The organism is Leptospira tipperaryensis, assembly GCF_001729245.1.
Lineage (GTDB): Bacteria > Spirochaetota > Leptospiria > Leptospirales > Leptospiraceae > Leptospira > Leptospira tipperaryensis.
In genome coordinates this window covers 270,211-286,894 of sequence record NZ_CP015217.1, presented here as the reverse complement: position 1 = coordinate 286,894, position 16,684 = coordinate 270,211, and the positions used below count along the sequence as shown (strand labels likewise).

The 16,684-nt window shown below is 41.7% G+C and carries 18 protein-coding genes; 10 read left to right on the top strand and 8 right to left on the bottom strand.

Annotated elements, in window-relative coordinates; all coding sequences use genetic code 11:
• Positions 1-38 precede the first annotated feature (38 nt).
• Together A0128_RS01415 and A0128_RS01410 are read left to right on the top strand one after the other, a co-directional pair.
• A complete protein-coding gene (locus A0128_RS01415; protein WP_069609034.1) occupies positions 39-986 on the top strand; it encodes an AEC family transporter in 948 nt (315 codons plus the stop codon).
• An 83-nt stretch (positions 987-1,069) separates the two neighbouring features.
• Positions 1,070-2,086, top strand: a complete 1,017-nt coding sequence (locus tag A0128_RS01410; protein WP_069605895.1) for an ankyrin repeat domain-containing protein — start codon at positions 1,070-1,072, stop codon at positions 2,084-2,086.
• A 195-nt stretch (positions 2,087-2,281) separates the two neighbouring features.
• Here A0128_RS01410 and A0128_RS01405 read toward each other — a convergent pair whose 3' ends face one another.
• Complete coding sequence (locus A0128_RS01405; RefSeq protein WP_069605894.1) at positions 2,282-2,836, bottom strand: LOG family protein; 555 nt, start codon at positions 2,834-2,836, stop codon at positions 2,282-2,284.
• Between the two features lie 42 nt (positions 2,837-2,878).
• Positions 2,879-3,814, bottom strand: coding sequence for a cation diffusion facilitator family transporter (locus A0128_RS01400; protein WP_069605893.1), 936 nt, complete (start codon positions 3,812-3,814; stop codon positions 2,879-2,881).
• A 118-nt stretch (positions 3,815-3,932) separates the two neighbouring features.
• Here A0128_RS01400 and A0128_RS01395 point away from each other — a divergent pair, with 118 nt between their 5' ends.
• A complete protein-coding gene (locus A0128_RS01395; protein ID WP_069605892.1) occupies positions 3,933-5,201 on the top strand; it encodes an LA_2444/LA_4059 family outer membrane protein in 1,269 nt (422 codons plus the stop codon).
• Positions 5,202-5,311: 110 nt separating this feature from the next.
• On the opposite strand, the gene A0128_RS01390 is transcribed toward A0128_RS01395, so the two are convergent.
• Positions 5,312-5,836 (bottom strand): DUF6580 family putative transport protein, encoded by a 525-nt coding sequence (locus A0128_RS01390; protein WP_069605891.1) that lies wholly within the window; start codon positions 5,834-5,836, stop codon positions 5,312-5,314.
• A gap of 152 nt (positions 5,837-5,988) precedes the next feature.
• Here A0128_RS01390 and mazG point away from each other — a divergent pair, with 152 nt between their 5' ends.
• The 3 genes from mazG to A0128_RS01375 are packed head-to-tail and all read left to right on the top strand — an operon-like array spanning position 5,989 to position 7,969.
• Positions 5,989-6,804, top strand: coding sequence for a nucleoside triphosphate pyrophosphohydrolase (gene mazG / locus A0128_RS01385; protein WP_069605890.1), 816 nt, complete (start codon positions 5,989-5,991; stop codon positions 6,802-6,804).
• Entirely contained in the window at positions 6,801-7,190 is a 390-nt protein-coding gene (locus A0128_RS01380) for an LIC_13241 domain-containing protein (RefSeq protein WP_069605889.1), read from the top strand. The genes mazG and A0128_RS01380 overlap by 4 nt, the downstream gene beginning before the upstream one ends.
• On the top strand, positions 7,187-7,969 hold the full coding sequence (locus A0128_RS01375; RefSeq protein ID WP_069605888.1) for a response regulator: 783 nt from the start codon (positions 7,187-7,189) through the stop codon (positions 7,967-7,969). Before A0128_RS01380 ends, A0128_RS01375 begins: the two co-directional genes overlap by 4 nt.
• Here the strand turns inward: A0128_RS01375 and A0128_RS01370 are convergent.
• The 3 genes from A0128_RS01370 to A0128_RS01360 all read right to left on the bottom strand — a co-directional run bounded on the left by A0128_RS01370 (position 7,966) and on the right by A0128_RS01360 (position 10,525).
• Positions 7,966-8,634 carry a hypothetical protein gene (locus A0128_RS01370; RefSeq protein WP_069605887.1) on the bottom strand — a complete coding sequence of 223 codons (669 nt, stop codon included), beginning with the start codon at positions 8,632-8,634 and terminating at the stop codon, positions 7,966-7,968. The genes A0128_RS01375 and A0128_RS01370 overlap by 4 nt on opposite strands.
• A 57-nt stretch (positions 8,635-8,691) precedes the next feature.
• Entirely contained in the window at positions 8,692-9,888 is a 1,197-nt protein-coding gene (locus tag A0128_RS01365) for an NADP-dependent isocitrate dehydrogenase (RefSeq protein ID WP_069605886.1), read from the bottom strand.
• 61 nt (positions 9,889-9,949) lie between these two features.
• Complete coding sequence (locus tag A0128_RS01360; RefSeq protein WP_069605885.1) at positions 9,950-10,525, bottom strand: hypothetical protein; 576 nt, start codon at positions 10,523-10,525, stop codon at positions 9,950-9,952.
• A 215-nt stretch (positions 10,526-10,740) separates the two neighbouring features.
• Here A0128_RS01360 and A0128_RS01355 point away from each other — a divergent pair, with 215 nt between their 5' ends.
• Positions 10,741-11,148 carry an LIC_13246 family protein gene (locus A0128_RS01355; protein ID WP_069609033.1) on the top strand — a complete coding sequence of 136 codons (408 nt, stop codon included), beginning with the start codon at positions 10,741-10,743 and terminating at the stop codon, positions 11,146-11,148.
• 44 nt (positions 11,149-11,192) lie between these two features.
• Positions 11,193-12,317, top strand: a complete 1,125-nt coding sequence (locus A0128_RS01350) for a hypothetical protein (RefSeq protein ID WP_069605884.1) — start codon at positions 11,193-11,195, stop codon at positions 12,315-12,317.
• On the opposite strand, the gene A0128_RS01345 is transcribed toward A0128_RS01350, so the two are convergent.
• Both A0128_RS01345 and A0128_RS01340 read right to left on the bottom strand, forming a co-directional pair.
• The gene (locus A0128_RS01345) at positions 12,307-12,714 is read right to left on the bottom strand and encodes a ribosomal maturation YjgA family protein (protein WP_083244021.1); all 408 of its coding nucleotides are present in this window, start codon (positions 12,712-12,714) and stop codon (positions 12,307-12,309) included. The two genes, A0128_RS01350 and A0128_RS01345, sit on opposite strands and share 11 nt — an antisense overlap.
• 51 nt (positions 12,715-12,765) lie before the next feature.
• Positions 12,766-14,538: an apolipoprotein N-acyltransferase gene (locus tag A0128_RS01340; RefSeq protein ID WP_069605883.1), complete on the bottom strand. Its 1,773-nt coding sequence runs from the start codon at positions 14,536-14,538 to the stop codon at positions 12,766-12,768.
• Between the two features lie 192 nt (positions 14,539-14,730).
• On the opposite strand from A0128_RS01340, the gene murA reads away from it, so the two are divergent.
• The gene (murA, locus tag A0128_RS01335) at positions 14,731-16,029 is read left to right on the top strand and encodes a UDP-N-acetylglucosamine 1-carboxyvinyltransferase (RefSeq protein WP_069605882.1); all 1,299 of its coding nucleotides are present in this window, start codon (positions 14,731-14,733) and stop codon (positions 16,027-16,029) included.
• Positions 16,026-16,682, top strand: coding sequence for a 4Fe-4S dicluster domain-containing protein (locus tag A0128_RS01330; protein ID WP_069605881.1), 657 nt, complete (start codon positions 16,026-16,028; stop codon positions 16,680-16,682). Before murA ends, A0128_RS01330 begins: the two co-directional genes overlap by 4 nt.
• The last annotated feature ends 2 nt before the right edge of the window (positions 16,683-16,684 follow it).

Here is a 16,684-nt window from a genome sequence, read left to right as displayed (position 1 = left end):
TCTTGCCCTATACTTTCCCCTCTCCAGTGTGTCATCGGATGACGCATTTTATTTTAATTCCAGTTTGTCTCTTTGCCGGTTGGTTACTCAAACGCGGGAGAATTCTTCCTGAAAATTCAGCGCAGGTTTTAGGAAGTTTCGTGATCTATGTTTCCCTTCCTTCTCTCATCTTAGCGAACGTTCCATCCATGCTCTTAGAATTTTCGTTTGCTTACTTGGCTTTGATGCCTTGGTTCGTGTTCGGAGCTTCGATTGTATTCTTTTATTTCGCGGGTAAATTCTTGGATTGGACGGTGGATACCAGAATCGCAGTGACTCTCTGTTGCGGACTCGGAAACACTTCTTTCGTAGGACTTCCTATCTTACGAATGTTTTACGGCGAAGAAGTGACAAACGCAGTCTTAATCGCGGATCAATTCGGAACCTTTCTTTGTCTCGCAATCCCGGGATTCATTTTAGCGGTAAGATATCTTCCGGAGAATGAAAAAAGAAAGGATCAAAGAATCTTCAAATCCATTTTGAAGAAGCTCCTTACTTTCCCGCCGTTTCTTGCTTTACTTTTTTCGTTTTCCCTAAGACTTTTCACAATCCCGGAAGAGATCCATTCCGTGTTTAAAATCTTGGGAGAAACGTTGGTGCCAATGGCTCTATTTACGGTCGGATTTCAATTGCAGTTTCCTAACAAAGATTCCCAAAAAATAGAATCTGAAACTTCCTTTGGAAGCGCGCTTTTGATTGGCCTAATTTATAAATTGCTTTTTGCGCCGATTTTGATATTCCTTTGCTATTTCTTTTTGAAAGTAAACCCGAAACATATAAAAGTTGCTGTTTTAGAAGCGGGAATGGCTCCGATGATTACCGCCTCGATCGTTTCCCTCCAGATGGGATTTAGACCTTTGCTTTCGGCGGCATTTCCGGGAATTGGACTATTGTTTTCCATACCGACGCTATTTCTATTCTATACTCTTTTGGAGAATTTTTTCTGACTGATTTTTCTGAATCACTGATCGACCTTTTTTCCGCAGTCAAAACCGGGAAGAATGAAGAAATTAAAAGACTCCTTTCCGAAATGGAAGGAGAGCAAATTCTTACCGATTGGTTGAAAGACTATAGGGACAACTATGGTTCAGGCGTTCTTTCCTGGGCGGTTAAGAATTTAGATTTAGAAGCCATCGAACTCCTTTTAGAAGTAGGCGCCGATCCCGACGAAACCAATTCTCGCGGAGAAACTCCTCTACTAACATCTCTGGATCTTGGAAACGAAGACCTGATAAGAACGTTTTTGGGTGCCGGCGCCGATTGTGGTAAGAAGGATTTTGCGGGCAACACACCTCTAACAAAAGCGGTCAGCACGGGAAACGTAGAAATCTTAGAATTGGTTTACGAAAACGAAGAGCCGCGACCCGATCTGGAAGAACGAAACGGAGAAGGATATACTCCCCTTCTTCTCGCGGTGGATCTCGGACATCTTTCGATCGTAGAATATCTTTTAGATCAAGACGCCGATTTTCTAAAGAAGAATTCGGAAGGAAGAACCATTCTTCATCTTACGTCGCTTCACAATGATTTTGAAATTTTGGATTTGTTTTTAGAAAAGGAAGAAAGCAAATCTATATTAGAAAATCGTGATGCAGATGGAAACACGGCCCTCTTACTCGCGGCTTCACACGATAGCGTAGAATGTCTCGAAAGACTTCTTACAATCGGAGCCGATCCTCTAAAAGTAAACACTTCCGGAAAGACCGGTTTGGAAGAGGCGGAAAGACAGAAATATCATCACGCAGTCAAAATTCTTAAAAAGGTTCTCGTAGAAAGATTTTTTGAGGCCGTAAAAACCGGAGACGAAGATCTTTGTAGGACGATTCTTAAACTCGAAATTCCTCCAAATTCGATCAACCGAGAAGGAAACACTCCCCTTCATATCGCGGTGATTCACGAGCAGATCCCGATCATCCGGCTTTTGTTTGACGAAAACGCTTCTCCATTCTTAAAAAATTTGGATGGAAAGTCGGCATTGGATCTTGCCAAAGAAACCGGAAAACAAGAATTGATTCAAATCTTAGAACCGGAACCTGAGAAAGAATAGTTTCACGTTGAAAATTCGATTCTTCCAAGGCTTAGAATCATCCTTGATCCGACAAAGTATCGAACCGAAAAAACTTCTTGAAAACGGACTTAAAGTCCGTCTCAGATAGAATTTCGGAAGAACTCATTTCCTTTTCGAGAAATTCCAAAAAAAACAGATCACGGTTTGATGATTATTTTTCGAGAAGAGAAAATTTCAAAACTTCCGGATTAACAAATCCAAAAGTTCGGAAGGATCCTCCGAAACGATCAAGGCTTCTTTCGTAGTCGAATCCATAAATCCGTCTTTCACCATTCTGTCCAGCTGCTTGAGGAGATGGTCAAAGTAACCGTCTATATTCAATAAACCTAATGGTTTTGTGATGAGTTTGAGTTGATTCCAAGTTGTGATTTCCACGAGTTCGTCGAGAGTTCCGATCCCTCCGGGAAGAGCGATAAAACCTGCGGACTTTTCATACATTCTAAATTTTCTTTCGTGCATCGAAGAAACGATCATCAGATCTTTCACACGATCGTGTTTGATTTCCTTTAAAGTCAGAAAATCAGGAATGATTCCGGAAACGGAGCCGCCGTTATCCATCACCGCATCCGCGATCGTTCCCATAATCCCGCAAGAAGCGCCGCCGTAAACGAGATCGAGATTTTTTTCTACGAGCAAGGCCCCTAAATCCTGCGCGACCTTTGTATAAATAGGATCGTTACCGGTACGAGAACCGCAAAAAACACAAACTGCTGACTTGATAGAATTCATAATCTCTCTTTTTTAGTTCTATTTCATAAGACTTTTAAGAATTCAAATTCCCTTTTTAATTTTAGATCCGCTTTCGACAACGGGAATCGGATGAATCCAAACTTCGATGGAAGGAAATTCTAGTTTCAGTCTTCCTTCCAGGCCATCGGTGATTTCTTTGATTTTATGAAGCGTCAAATCACCGGGCATCGAAATATGAAATTCCAAAATATGTAAGTCCCCGACCGAACGAGTTCTTAATTTTTGAAATCCGGAAACTTCAGGCTTAAAGTCATGAATGATTCGAGCGATAGAAGGACGGTAAAAATGGGAAACGTCCTTATCCATCAAAATGTCCACACTCGAACGAAAGATCTGAGCGCTGCTCCGGATCACATACAATGCAATCAAGGAGCCGACGATAAAGTCGACCTGAACCGTTCCGGTCATTCTTACAACGATCAAGGAAAGAATCACGGCGCTGTTGCTCAAAATATCGGAAGAATAGTGAAGGCTGTCCGCAGAGATCACAAGAGAACCCGTTTTTTTGAGAACGTATCTTTGATAGATCACAAGAAAGATCGTAAGTGCTAAAGAAAAGACCATCACGATGATTCCGGGAAGATCTTGTATTTCCTTCGGAGGTTCAAAAAAAGAATGAATCGCTTTGTATAAGATCAAAGAACCGGAAAGAAAAATAAATAAACTCTGAAGAAGTCCCGCGATCGCTTCCGCTTTTCCATGGCCGTATCGATGATCTTCGTCGGCCGGTTTGGAAGCGACGAGGATCGCAAATAAATTGATAAGCGAGGTTAAAAAATCAAGACCGCTATCGGTGGCGGAAGCCCAGACCGCAATGGAATCGGTCCACCAACCTGTTCCCGATTTGATGACGAGTAAAGTTCCTGAAATCAAAAGTGCGAGAATCGAGGCCCTCTTTTTCAGAATCAGACTTTTCTCGTTGGATCGTTCTTGTTTCGTATCCGCCTCTAAAACCATTCTATTTCTTTATTTTCTAAAGAGAGAATCTTGTAATGTTTTTCTTTTTCATCTTTTAGGAAAAAAATGTTTGAATTTCGGATTCTATCGTCTTATCTAACTCTCACTCTAAAATTATATGAAGAAGCAAATTCAAAACTTAACGCCACTCGTTTTTTTCGTTCTAATCGGTTTCCTTTCCTCCGGAGTTTTTGCTCAAAGCAAAACGCCTCAACCAAATCCGGATCAATTGGAAAGAGAAGCGGACGAACTGGAAATCAAAGCCGGAAAGGCCCAAGATCCGATCACAAGACAAAGGTTGATTTTGGACATCCAAAGAAAGAGAACGGAAGCTGCAGAATTGAGAAACACTCTTCATGAGCAAGAACTCAGTAAATCTCCGAAAGGAGCCACTTTCGAAATCGCAGTTCTCTTTAATCAAGCAACCTGGGTTCCGGAATCCTTAGCGAGAAGACAAAATGTTTCTACCAACGAAACCAATACGTATCTCTATACCTCCGGGGCTTATCGGAGTATCAATTCTGCGGCCGCTGTAGGAGGTTTTGACGCTCATCTCATCAACAACACCGGAAGTTTCTATTCGAGCCCGCAGGGAAATACAAAGACCGCGTATCCGATTCGTTTTTTGTTTTTAACGGAATCCAAAAAATTTGGAGTGGAAGCGACGTTTCTCGATTTTAGAATCAACCCTTCTTATTCTTCCATCAACATCAATCCATCTCCGGGGAATTTGAATCAATCCTACAGCGTTTACGGTCCGCAACTTCGAAGAACAGATATTCAGCTCAATCTACTTTATTTTTTTGAAACCGGTTCCGGAACCAGAATCGGACCTTCTTTAGGAATTCGAAATTTAGATACTTATTCCAAAGAATACGGAAATCTTCCGGGTGGTTTAGGTTTTGGAAACATGGAGGAAAAAGCCGGAGGGCTCGGACCGCAGATCGGATTTCGAATCATAAAAAAACTAAATTCGTATTTTCAGTTTCACGCGAGCGCAGACTACTTTAAAACCCTGGGAAAATATCATCTTAAAACCAATGGAACTACAAATTATAACGGAGTTCAGAATTTTCTGGTAACAGAAACAGCAGGTTCTGCCGGAGAAAATTTAGTAAAAAGAACCGGCTATCAATTGGATACTGGGCTTTCGTTTTCCAGAACCAGTTGGTTAAAGTTTACGTTCGGTTTTCAGTACACCGAGATGAGATCGTCCGTTTCCGGGTACAACTACAACGCTTCTCTTTTGATCCCGGATCCGATTAGCGCGACGGCATTGAATACGATCACCAAACCGGTGGACTTAATTTCAACAAGACCGGCTCTGGACAAACAAGTCGTAGATTCTTATTATGGATTTTATTTGGGAGTTTCTCTGATCTTGTAAGAAAGATTCGAGATGATTCTTAAACTAAAAAAGAAGAGAGGAATTTTCAGTGCAGATCGAAGTTGGAACTCCGAACTGCACTGAATTCAAATTCTAAATTAGAATCCGAATTACTTCACAGGAACGGGAGAAAGTTTTAACCAACCCGCTTTCTCAATCAGAGCGAACGCTCCGAAAAGAACCGTAGTGTAAAAAAGATCTCCCAACAAACCGTTTGGAAAAAACGGAATCGCCATGATATAACACTGAACGAATCCGCTAAGATCCAAAGAATACATTCCAGAGGTCAGCCATACAAAGAAGTTCGTAACCGCAAAGAACGCGACGGATCCGATTACAGAGGAAAGAGCGATTCTTCCAACAGACGAAGAAGCGCGCAACTGCCAGCCCATAACCACAAGTAGAAGAGACATTCCGTAGACAACCGGCATCAGATCGTGAAACCCGATGATCATATCGCTAATCAAAAGCGCTACGATCGGAAGAATCAGAGAAAGTTTTTTAGAAGCAAAATGAGCTCCGGCAAAAAGAGAGATCGCGAGAATCGGCGTAAAATTAGCCGGATGCGGAAAATAGCGACTTGCAACCGCGATCAGAATGAGAGAGAAAACAATAAGACTTTTTGAACGTATCATATAGCGCCTAGAAAGTATTTTTTATTACTATACTCGTTTTTTGCGGTTCCCGTCAATCCAATCCCGAACCAAAACCTCCCGAAAAGGCGTGCGAATTGTGATCCTTTCAAAAAAATGGGACCATTCACCTTTTGTCATTTTAGGGGACAATCATGCCAACCAGATCGCTTAACGAAGAAATCAGCAAACTGAGAGACGTAACTGCCACGCTTCGGGGGGAAAACGGATGTCCCTGGGACAAAGAACAAGATCATCAAACCTTAGTTCCTTATCTGATAGAAGAATCCCAGGAAGTAATTGAAGCGATTCTCAAAAAAGACGATGAACTTTTAAAGGAAGAATTGGGAGATCTCTTATTTCAGGTTGTATTTCACGCAAGACTCGCCGAAGAGAGAAATGCCTTTGATTTAGCAGGTGTCGCCGAACGTGTAGCGGATAAGTTAATTTTCAGACATCCTCATGTCTTTCGTCCGGAAGAGCTCACACTTTCTTCTTCGCAAGAAGTGATAGAAAATTGGGAAAAAATCAAAGATAAGGAAAAGAAGGAACCAAGTTACTCGTCTATTTTTTCTAACATACCGGAAAATTTCTCCTCACTCTTAAAAGCAGAGAAGTATCAAAAGAAGGCGTCGAAGGTTGGATTTGACTGGAAAGATATTTCAGATGTAGAAGGGAAAGTCAGAGAGGAAATGGAAGAGTTCTTAGTTGAATACGGTCATACAAAAGCGGACGGATCCAATCAGGTTCGTATCGAAGAAGAATTTGGAGATCTGTTATTCAGTCTAGTAAACTTAGGAAGACATCTTGGAATTTCCGCTGAGTCGGCTCTTACAAGAACTAACGCAAAATTCAAAACGAGATTTCAATACATCGAAGAAACTCTTCGAAATCAAGGAAAAACTCCAGCGGATTCCAATCTTCAAGAGATGGACCAACTCTGGGACAAGGCCAAAGAATTAGAATCATGAGCGAAACGAGTTCATTCGAAAGTAGAATCAAAAAGACGGAGGAACTTATTTCCTTTTTAAACGGATCTTTTTCCTTGGAACCGGAATCGGATTCTCAGGAATGGCCTCGCGCATATCGTACATCTTTTCATGAAAAAAAATATAAAGCCATATTCTCCATCTTCGGTTCTTTTACTTTGATTCCCGCCGATTCAAAATCTTCTCCGGGAACTTCTCCGATCTATTATCTCAGCTTAGATACGAACTCTTCGAACGCGCTCGCTTGGACGAAACCAAGTGGAGAATTTGTGGAAGACTCTAAACAAATCATCGATGAATTGATTCGACACATTCAAATTTACGAAGTCGGAATTTCTGAAATCAACTCAAGTGGGAATCGTATTTGAAAGTTTTGGTTTTAGATTCCGGAGCCACGGTGAGAAAAATCATCTCTTCCTTCTTCCCTTCTGAAGATTTTCAAATCGTAGAAGCGGCGACCGCTAAAGAAGGTTTAGATTTGGCGTTTCAAGAATCTTTCGATCTCATTACGATCGGAATGGTACTTCCGGACGCAGACGGTTTTTCCGTTTGTAAAATTATTCGCGGAAGCCTACGGGATAAAAAATCGAGCGCATGCAAAGATTCTAAAATTTATCTCATTACGTCGGGCGATATCGATTCCAATCGAGACAAAGCGATAGAATTTGGATTTGACGGAATTTATCCAAAACCTTCCGGAATTGAAGAATTCAAAGCCGTGATCGAAAAAATCATAGAACTGGCATATGGTCAGGAGAACACGACGCATGTCGTATCACAGGATCACAAAAAAATAGCCATCGTGGACGATTCGGAACTCAATCTGCTTTTACTCGGAAAAATATTAAAGAAAAACGGCTTTCAAGTGCAGGCGTTTACCGAAGGGAAAAAAGCACTGGAATTTCTTTTATCAACTGATATGGAAATTTCGCATATCTTCACGGATTGGGTTATGCCCGATTTTTCCGGAGAAGAATTTGTCGAAGCGATGAGAAAACAAAATCGTTTTGATTCTATTCCGATCGCGGTTATCACCGGTCTGGAAGAAAACGAAGGGATCAGTATCTCTAAACTTCCTAAGAATGTGCAGATTCTTCATAAACCCTATTCCGAAAGAAGTATCTTAGAATATATTCAGAAAAACTAATTTACTGCCGGGAAATGAATCTCACGGATCACGTCCGGATGACAGTCCGATCTAAATTCTCCCGAAAAGGATTTTAAACCGGAAAACCATTGACCGTTTTCATATTGAAGATCGTTCCAATAAAGAAACAAGGTCGCGTCCCCGAATTGATTGTTAAAAGAAATTTGTTGAATCTCTCCGGTTTCAAGAGGTTCTTTCAAAAACGATTCTCCCGAAAAAGAAAACATCTGAATTTGATACGGCTCCGCTCGATACGGAGTTCCTTCTTTTCTTGGATTCGAAGCCTTTAACTTCCAGGTGACGATTTTAATTTTTGAAACTTCTTCCAATTTAAGGGCTTTGGAATAAGTGATATTGCTTTTCTTGTGTTTGAACTTAAATTCGTTCGGTGCGTTTTTCCAAAAGCCTTCCACTTCTCTGCCGTCGCAAAAAATGACTTTGATCTTTTTTTCGCCTTTCTCATCGACTCCGCTTCCGCTTTGTTTTCCAGCTTCACCTCTCGAATTACGGGAATCTCCGTTGATCGTCGGTTCGGATGGTAAGATCGGTTCTTTGGGATTTTTTTGAGAAAAAAGAGAGAATGAGAAAACGAAGAAAATCAAAACCACGAACCATTTGATTCTTCGAAATTCTTTTGATTTTCGGAGAAGGTTTTTGAGTTTCATAAGTCTTGATAAGAGTTCCCGACCAAAGTTTGGTCGGGAACTCGAGTTCAAATCAAATTAAAGTTTTTTCTGAATCGCTTCCATGAACTGAAAGGTATCCAAAGATTTTGCGTTTGGATCGGTGCAAAGAAGAGTTAGATCTTTTGTCATTTCTCCGCCTTGGATCGTATCGATTACAGCCTTTTCTAATTTATGACCGAAAGCGACCACCTCCGGAGTTCCGTCCAATTCCCCTCTTTTGATCAGAGCTCCGGTCCATGCAAAAATAGACGCAACGGAGTTTGTGGAAGTGGTTTCCCCTTGTTGGTATTTACGGTAGTGTCTTGTCACCGTACCGTGAGCGGCTTCGTATTCGAATTTTCCGTCCGGAGAAACCAATACGGAAGTCATAAGACCTAAGGATCCGAATCCGGATGCAACCATGTCGCTCATCACGTCTCCGTCGTAGTTCATCAGAGCCCAGAGCATTCCGCCTTCGTTTTTCATGATCTGTGCGACGGCGTCGTCGATGAGATAATAAGAATATTCAATGCCGGCTTTTTTGAGATCGCCTTCTTTTGCTTTTGCAAGTTCGTCAAAGATCGCGCGGAATCTTGCGTGATACTTTTTAGAAATAGTATCTTTTGTCGCAAACCAAAGATCGATCTTTTCGGAAATCGCATAGTTGAAACAAGCCTGTGCAAAACTTACGATCGATTTATCCAAGTTAAACTGACCCATGATCACACCGGCTCCGTCGAAGTCGTGAACCAAGGCTCTTTGTTTTTCCTTTCCGTCTTTTCCTGTATAAACCAATTCTACCTTTCCGGCTTCGGGAATGTAGAGTTCGGTATCTTTATAAAGATCTCCGAAAGCGTGACGACCGACCGTGATCGGCTTTTTCCAAGAGCGAACTGCGGGAGGAATATTATTTACGATGATCGGTTTACGGAAAACGGTTCCGTCCAAAATCGAACGAATGGTTCCGTTAGGTGATTTCCATTCTTGTTTGAGATTGTATTCTTTGACTCGGTCTTGGTTCGGAGTAATGGTGGCACATTTTACGCCGACTCCGTATTTTTGAATCGCGTGAGCGGAATCCACGGTAACTTTGTCATCGGTTTTGTCCCTGTATTCCACGCCTAAATCATAGTAGTCCAGTTCGATATCGAGATATGGATGAATGAATCTATCCTTGATTTCTTTCCAGATGATTCGAGTCATCTCGTCCCCATCAAGCTCTACGAGCGGGGTTTTTACCTTGATCTTTGCCATTGAATTCTCCTTTAAAATTTTGCGATGATGCTATAGTAGAATATGATTTTGTTTTAAAGTTCTACTGAGAAGGAAATTTTGGATTTTCCGTGATTTTCATGATCCCGTTTCTGAGCCAGGCGAGGTTTTGCATTTCAAAATAATTGATCGCCACCGGAAGAGAAACAATGCCGATCACCGAAATATAACGATACTTAAGACTATCTTTCGTACTCAATCCCTGAATCGTTTTTTCCAGACGAACCAAAATTCTTTTCCAGCGTAAAAAGAGAGGTTTCAGTTCAGGATTACAATCCTCGAAATAAAGTTCCTCTGCGCTTTGAGTGATAATATCCTTGAGGTGAATCGGAAGCGCCGGTGATCCAAACTGATCTCGAAAACGAACCAAGTCCTTTTCGATTTCTTCTTCGGATTGTCTGGAGATGGGAAGAATAGAACTGATCCCGATGGAAATCGGAAGTGAAACTCTCAGAAAAAAGTCGCCTGCAACCATCGCTTGAAGAAAGGAACGGACGGATTCCCTCGGTGTAACTGAGAAATCAAGTTGGTTGGAACTGTAATGTTTCGTGGTCTGGATAATATATTGAGTCAGCTTGATTTTTTCTGTCCAAAATATTCCCAGTAGATCGGATTCCATAGTTCTGAATGATACTATTTTGATTTTCGCTTTTTTAGCAAGATTTATTAAAAGGACAACTTCCCAAAGGTATTCACCAAAATTCCCTTGAAGCCTTCATTCTATTCTCTTTTGGAATCCTTCTTCTCACTTTTTTATGCGATTTTTAGAAAAAATCGGATTTGAAACTCCGTTCTGAAAGTTTGCGGAACCGCTTCTACGAAGAGGTAAAAAACATGAAAGAAACAGTCGATTTAGATCAAGGAGAATGGAAGAAGTTGATCAGTCGAAAAGACGAATTCGCAAACATCGTCTCCGTCTTAAATCAATTCTATGTTACAAAAACTCCTTATTGCAAACTCAGCAATTCTCAAAAGCTGAGGATTCAGTTGGAAAAAGACGGATTTAAGGACTTCGAAGCATTCTTAAAAAGATTGGGAGAACACGACTTTCTCATCTATCTTAAGGCGAACGAAAAATATGAATCTTGGATACACATCGATGGAATTCAGGAGAAAAGAGACCGGTTCTTAAACGAAGGAACTAAAACTCATCCGGTCTTTGACATCGTGTGCGTCTCCGATCTTTTCGAAAAAGATTGCGTTTTTGCGGAAGAGGAAGAAACGAAAACATTTTCCAAATAAGTTTCTGCTTGATCAATTTTTTCCCAGAGTTAAGGATCTTCCGCATGTCGAAGCAGCCTCGCCTGGGAAAAAGTTTTTTAAGAATTCTGTCTCTTCGTAAAACGATTGCATTTTTACTTTTTGCAAGTTGCGTTTTTTTTATAGAATCTCCAAAAGCGGAAGATACGACGCTCCTCAGAAAAGCGAACCTGAAAGATTATTCGTTTCAACCTTACGGACAAGAAGGTTATTTCGAAGCCTGGAATTATTCTTTTAAAGACGATAAGACCTTTATCTACGCCACCTTTTTGGTGAGCAATCTCGGGCCGGGAACTAAGAACTGCGGAATCAGTTTGGTCATTCATACCCTCGGAGAAGGAACTCAATTTATCACAAAAGAATTCTCAGCAAAAGAACTGACCGCCGAAAAAGGAAAGTTCGATCTGAAGATCGAAAACAATCGAATGGTCTTAAATTCCGAAGGAATTGAAATCCAACAAGACGCCGAGAATATTAAGTTATTCTTATCTTTTAAATCCGACTTGCGACAAGGAGTTTCTCTTTCCGGAGGAAAACACCCCGTAAAAGAGCCGAGCAGTTTTGTTCAGGCGGACATCGCCTATTCTTTTCAAAGCGCTTGGGGATATCTGATTCAGGATGGAAAGAAAAAAGAACTTTTAGGAACCGGAGGTTTGGAACATCTCCTTACAAATTACGAGGTTTATAAGTACAGCAGAAGATGGGAACTCTTTCGTTCGATCAATGCAAAAGACTTTCGTTTTTATACCGGCGGTTTTTTGGGAAACGATTCCTTTCCCGGAGGTTATTTTAGAACCGTTGCGCTCCTGGATCACGATGGTAAAAATATTCTCTCGGGAAAAATTACAAAATTTGAAGTTCTGGAAACTGAAAAAGAACCTTTCTCGGACTACGTATTACCTCTTCGAGAGAAAATTTATTTTGAGGAAGGGTGTTCGGCTGAAATCGTGAGAAGACAATCGGTGGGAAGTATTAACGTGCTTTCCAATATTTCTTCGGTGCTTCGTTTTTTTATTCGTCTGTTTTTTGCAAAACCCTATCAAATCTATTCTTTAGCGGATTTACATTTGCAATGCCCCGGTAAAAGTTTGCCTCCCGGTTTTAACGAAACGTTTCGAGGAATTCTTTCGTATTATCTCATCAACCCGTAATGCGGGTTGATGTTTCTTTTCTTAATAATTTTAGAATGATCCGTGTATCGATGGAAAAAATTAAGAACACACCGATCAGATAGGCTAACAAATCCAACGGATCAAATACGGATCCGAAAATGATTTTGGTTAGATAATTTTCCTTAAAACCTAAAAGTCGAATGATCTTAAAATACTGAAGCGTTTCTAAAACAAATGAAAATAGGATTATAAAAATCGATAATTTGACAGAATCAAAATCTGCAATCGATTTAAAGAAGCTATAAAGAACCATCACGATAATCAAATCGCCCAGAAAACCGCGAACCAAACGATTTGAATCAAAGAATTGGACGATGACAAAGCAGAGACTTAAAAAGAAAAATAGAAATCCTACGTAGATCAGTCTCCGCTTCATCAGGTCGTTTTAACAAGTTCGAAAGTTCAAAAGAATTTTCAAACTCAGTCGTTATACCTTCTTACCTTTCCGAATTCCGATCAAAAGATTCAAATAGTAGATGCCCGTAAGAAAGAGCATCAACCAAGGAATCAAATTCCCATACTGAGTATAAAAAGTCGGAGGAGAATCGATAACGTCGATTGTTTCGGAAAGAGATTCCGAGGTCATAAGACCCGTTTTTTTCCCGCCGACAAACCGGCCAAGATGATCGATGTTTGCGGAAATTCCGGAATTGGTAGATCTTACCATCCATCTCCTCAATTCTATGGAACGAAGTCTTCCGAGTTCCATGTGTTGATCGCTCTCGGTCGTCGTTCCATACCACTTGTCATTGGTAAGATTTACGATAAACTCGGGATTTCCCGCGGTTCTAAATTCTCTTACAAACTCAGGAAGAATCACTTCGTAACAAATCAATGGAAGAAATTTTCCAGCCTCTTGCACTTCCGTCTTCGCCGGTTCATAGTAAGAACGCACGGCTTCATGATTTAGATTCTCCGTATCCGACCATCCGAGGTGAAGTCCCTTCGGAGATTTTTCTTTTTCCGTAGGAGTGTAATAACGGATCAGATTGTGATTTAAGCCCGGTTCAAATCTTCCCGTCTGCTGACTCAGATCGTAGAGAAAATCAAAAGGCATATATTCGCCAAACATGAGAAGAAACTTTTTTTGATAAGAATCTCTTCTATCTCCGTTCGGATCATAGAGAACGTTGTTATTGTAATATCTTAGGTTTCTCGCACCCGGAGTTCCTTTGTAACCCGCGTCAATCTCATTGAAAAATACGTTTGACTTGTATTTGTTCGCGAGAAGAAACATCAAGGAATCAAAACGATGCCAATACAATCTTCTGGCAACGGTCGTCACCGGTGTGTTATGCGCTGAGAAAAACGGAACTCCCGCTTCCGGAAGAACAATGAGATCCGGTTTGGTTCCCATCTTTGCTACGCCTTCTTCGGCGAGTTTTTCGATCCGAGCCATGAGCGCTTCGATGGATTCTTTCACTTCTCTTCCGTCGCGAAAACTCAAAGGGGCGTCCGGTTGAATGACGAGCACTTTAACTGATTTGGAAGGCTTTACATCGTTCCATTTTTTATAAAGAACGGCTCCGGAAATTACAAAACTCAAAAGGAGGAGCGCAGGTAACGCAACAAAACGAAGATATTGTTTTCTCTTTTCAATCGAGTTAAGAATTTCTTTCCAATGCCATGGATTGGATTGAAAGAGAGTATAGGAAACGACAAAAACAAGAAAGCTCAATCCATAGACGCCGGTAATTTCCACGTTTTGTGCGAGGAAGATATTTCCCGCGGCGAGATTTCCCCAGTACCAGGGAAACAACTGTGGACCGATCAGCTCCGAAAGTAGTCCGCAGAATCCGGCGACCCAAACCGAATGACGACCGATCTTTCCGGAAAGAAAAGAAAAGCTCATCATAAAAAGAGGAAACTTTAAACTAAACAAAAGCCCCGCGAAAAGAAGGAGGAGCAACGCAATTACATAGGGAAAGTTTCCAAACGTAATCGCCATGTGAACGATCCAGTGAAAGGAGATGGCGTAAAAAACGACTCCGATAATCAAACCTTGATAAAATAACTTTTTATATTTTCCCTGATATTTGAGACTCAGCCAGAAAAGGCCAAAAGGCGCGATCCAAACAAAATGGCTCAGGGAAATAGGAGCAAATGCTAAGAACGAAAAAAGACCGGTCCAGAAATAACAGAAAAGGTTGAACCAGACTGTCTTCTGAAATTGCTGAAAACGATGGTGTAAATTGTCCATGGATAAAACGTTCATCTCCTTTTTAGAGCGGGAAGTCAACAGAATTCATTGGGAATCGTCGATCCGAAAATATAGAATGCGATCGTTTCAAACAAATCCATTCTCAGTTTCATTCTGTTTCACGAGTGATTCAAAAATAGCAATGGGCTACAATTCGATTGCCAGAAAGACCGGATTCTACAATTTATCATTATGAGTTCTTCGTATTTTAAGATCATTGGAAAGACCCCTCTTCATGGAACCGTGGTTCCACAGGGAAATAAAAATGAGGCTCTACCCTTATTGGGCGCCGTGTGTATGGTTCCCGGAACCGTTCGAATCAGCAATATTCCGATGATCTCCGACGTTCTTATGCTCATGGAAGTACTCCGTCATCTTGGGATGGAAATCACGGAAGAAGAACCCGGCACTTTTTTATTCAAACACGACGGTAATCTGAAAAACCAACTTCCCGAAGAACTCTGTTCTCGGATTCGAGGAGCGGTTACGTTAGCCGGTCCGATTCTCGCGATGACCGGTCGTGTGTTTCTTCCAAAACCGGGAGGAGATAAGATCGGCAGAAGAAGGCTCGACACTCATCTTCTCGCCTTACAAGCATTAGGCGCAAGCATCGAAGTATTTCCCGACGGTTACGAAATCAAAGCCGATCGACTCCGAGGAACGGACATCCTTATGGACGAAGCCTCCGTTACCGGAACCGAGAACGCGGTGATGGCTGCGGTCTTTGCGGAAGGAACAACAATTCTGAGACACGCAGCGAGCGAACCTCACGTTCAACGACTCTGTCAGTTTCTAAATTCCGCGGGAGCAAAAATTTCCGGAATCGGTTCCAACATTCTCACGATCGAAGGTGTGACTTCTTTAAAGCCGCCCCAAAAAGATCATAAGATCGGGTCCGATTATTTGGAAGTCGGTTCCTTTATCAGCTTAGCCGCAGTAACGGGCGGAGAAATTATGATTCGTGACGTGGAACTCGAAGACATTCGAATGATAAGAATGGTTTATTCCCGTCTTGGAATCGAAGTGCGTCCGCATGAAAATGGAATCTTGGTTCCAGCGGATCAGAAGATGGAAATTATTCCCGATTATCACGGAGCCACGCCGAAGATAGACGATTCTCCTTGGCCTGGATTTCCTGCGGATATGACTTCGGTCGCGCTCGTGACAGCAACACAATGTAGAGGAACCGTTTTGATCCATGAGAAAATGTTTGAGTCAAGACTCTTCTTCGTGGATAATATCATCGCTATGGGCGCACAGATCATCCTCTGTGACCCGCACAGAGCCATCGTGATCGGACATTCTCGACTTTATGGGCAAAAGGTCGCGAGCCCCGATATCCGCGCCGGTATGGCGATGATCATCGCTGCATTGTGTGCGGAAGGAACGAGTTATATTCACAACATCGGACAGATCGACCGCGGTTTTGAAAACATCGACACTCGCCTACGCACGTTAGGCGCGAGAATTGAACGAGTAAAAGAAGATTGAACCGAAAGGATTTTTTTAAAAAGGGTCTGGCGAGAATGCTGGACCTCGCCCAAGAAAGTGCGGCGGACATCGCGTCCGGTTTTAAAGAAATCACATCCGATCCTATCCAACAACCGGCTCCTAAAAAAAAAGTTAAGAAGAATTCGAAGAAGGAAACTTCCTTTTTACTTCCTCATCAAGTTAAATCGACTCGAAAGAAAAAAATTCGGAACATACAAGCTCCACCCGGTGCGTTAGACGAAACCGAGTTCTTAAAAAAGTGCACCGGTTGCGGAGATTGTATCTACGCGTGTCCTTACAGCGTTTTGTTTCCCGTTTTCGACGAAACCTCCGAAAAACACATTCCAAGAATGGACGTAAACTTAAATGCTTGTATGCTCTGTAAAGATTGGCCTTGTATCAAAGCGTGCAAGGACGAAGCCCTTCTACCCTTAACAGAAGCTCCTAAGTTCGGACAAGCAAAAGGAATTTTCGAGTTTTGTCTCAACCACAAAACGGGAGAAGCGACTTGTTCCAATTGTAAGGACAGTTGTCCCGTGGAAGGCGTGGTTAATTTTAAGGGAATCAAACCTTCTTTTTCAAAAGCGTGCACGGGTTGCGGTCAGTGTGTTTCCGCTTGTCCTACATTTCCAAGGGCGATTCGAATTCAATAATA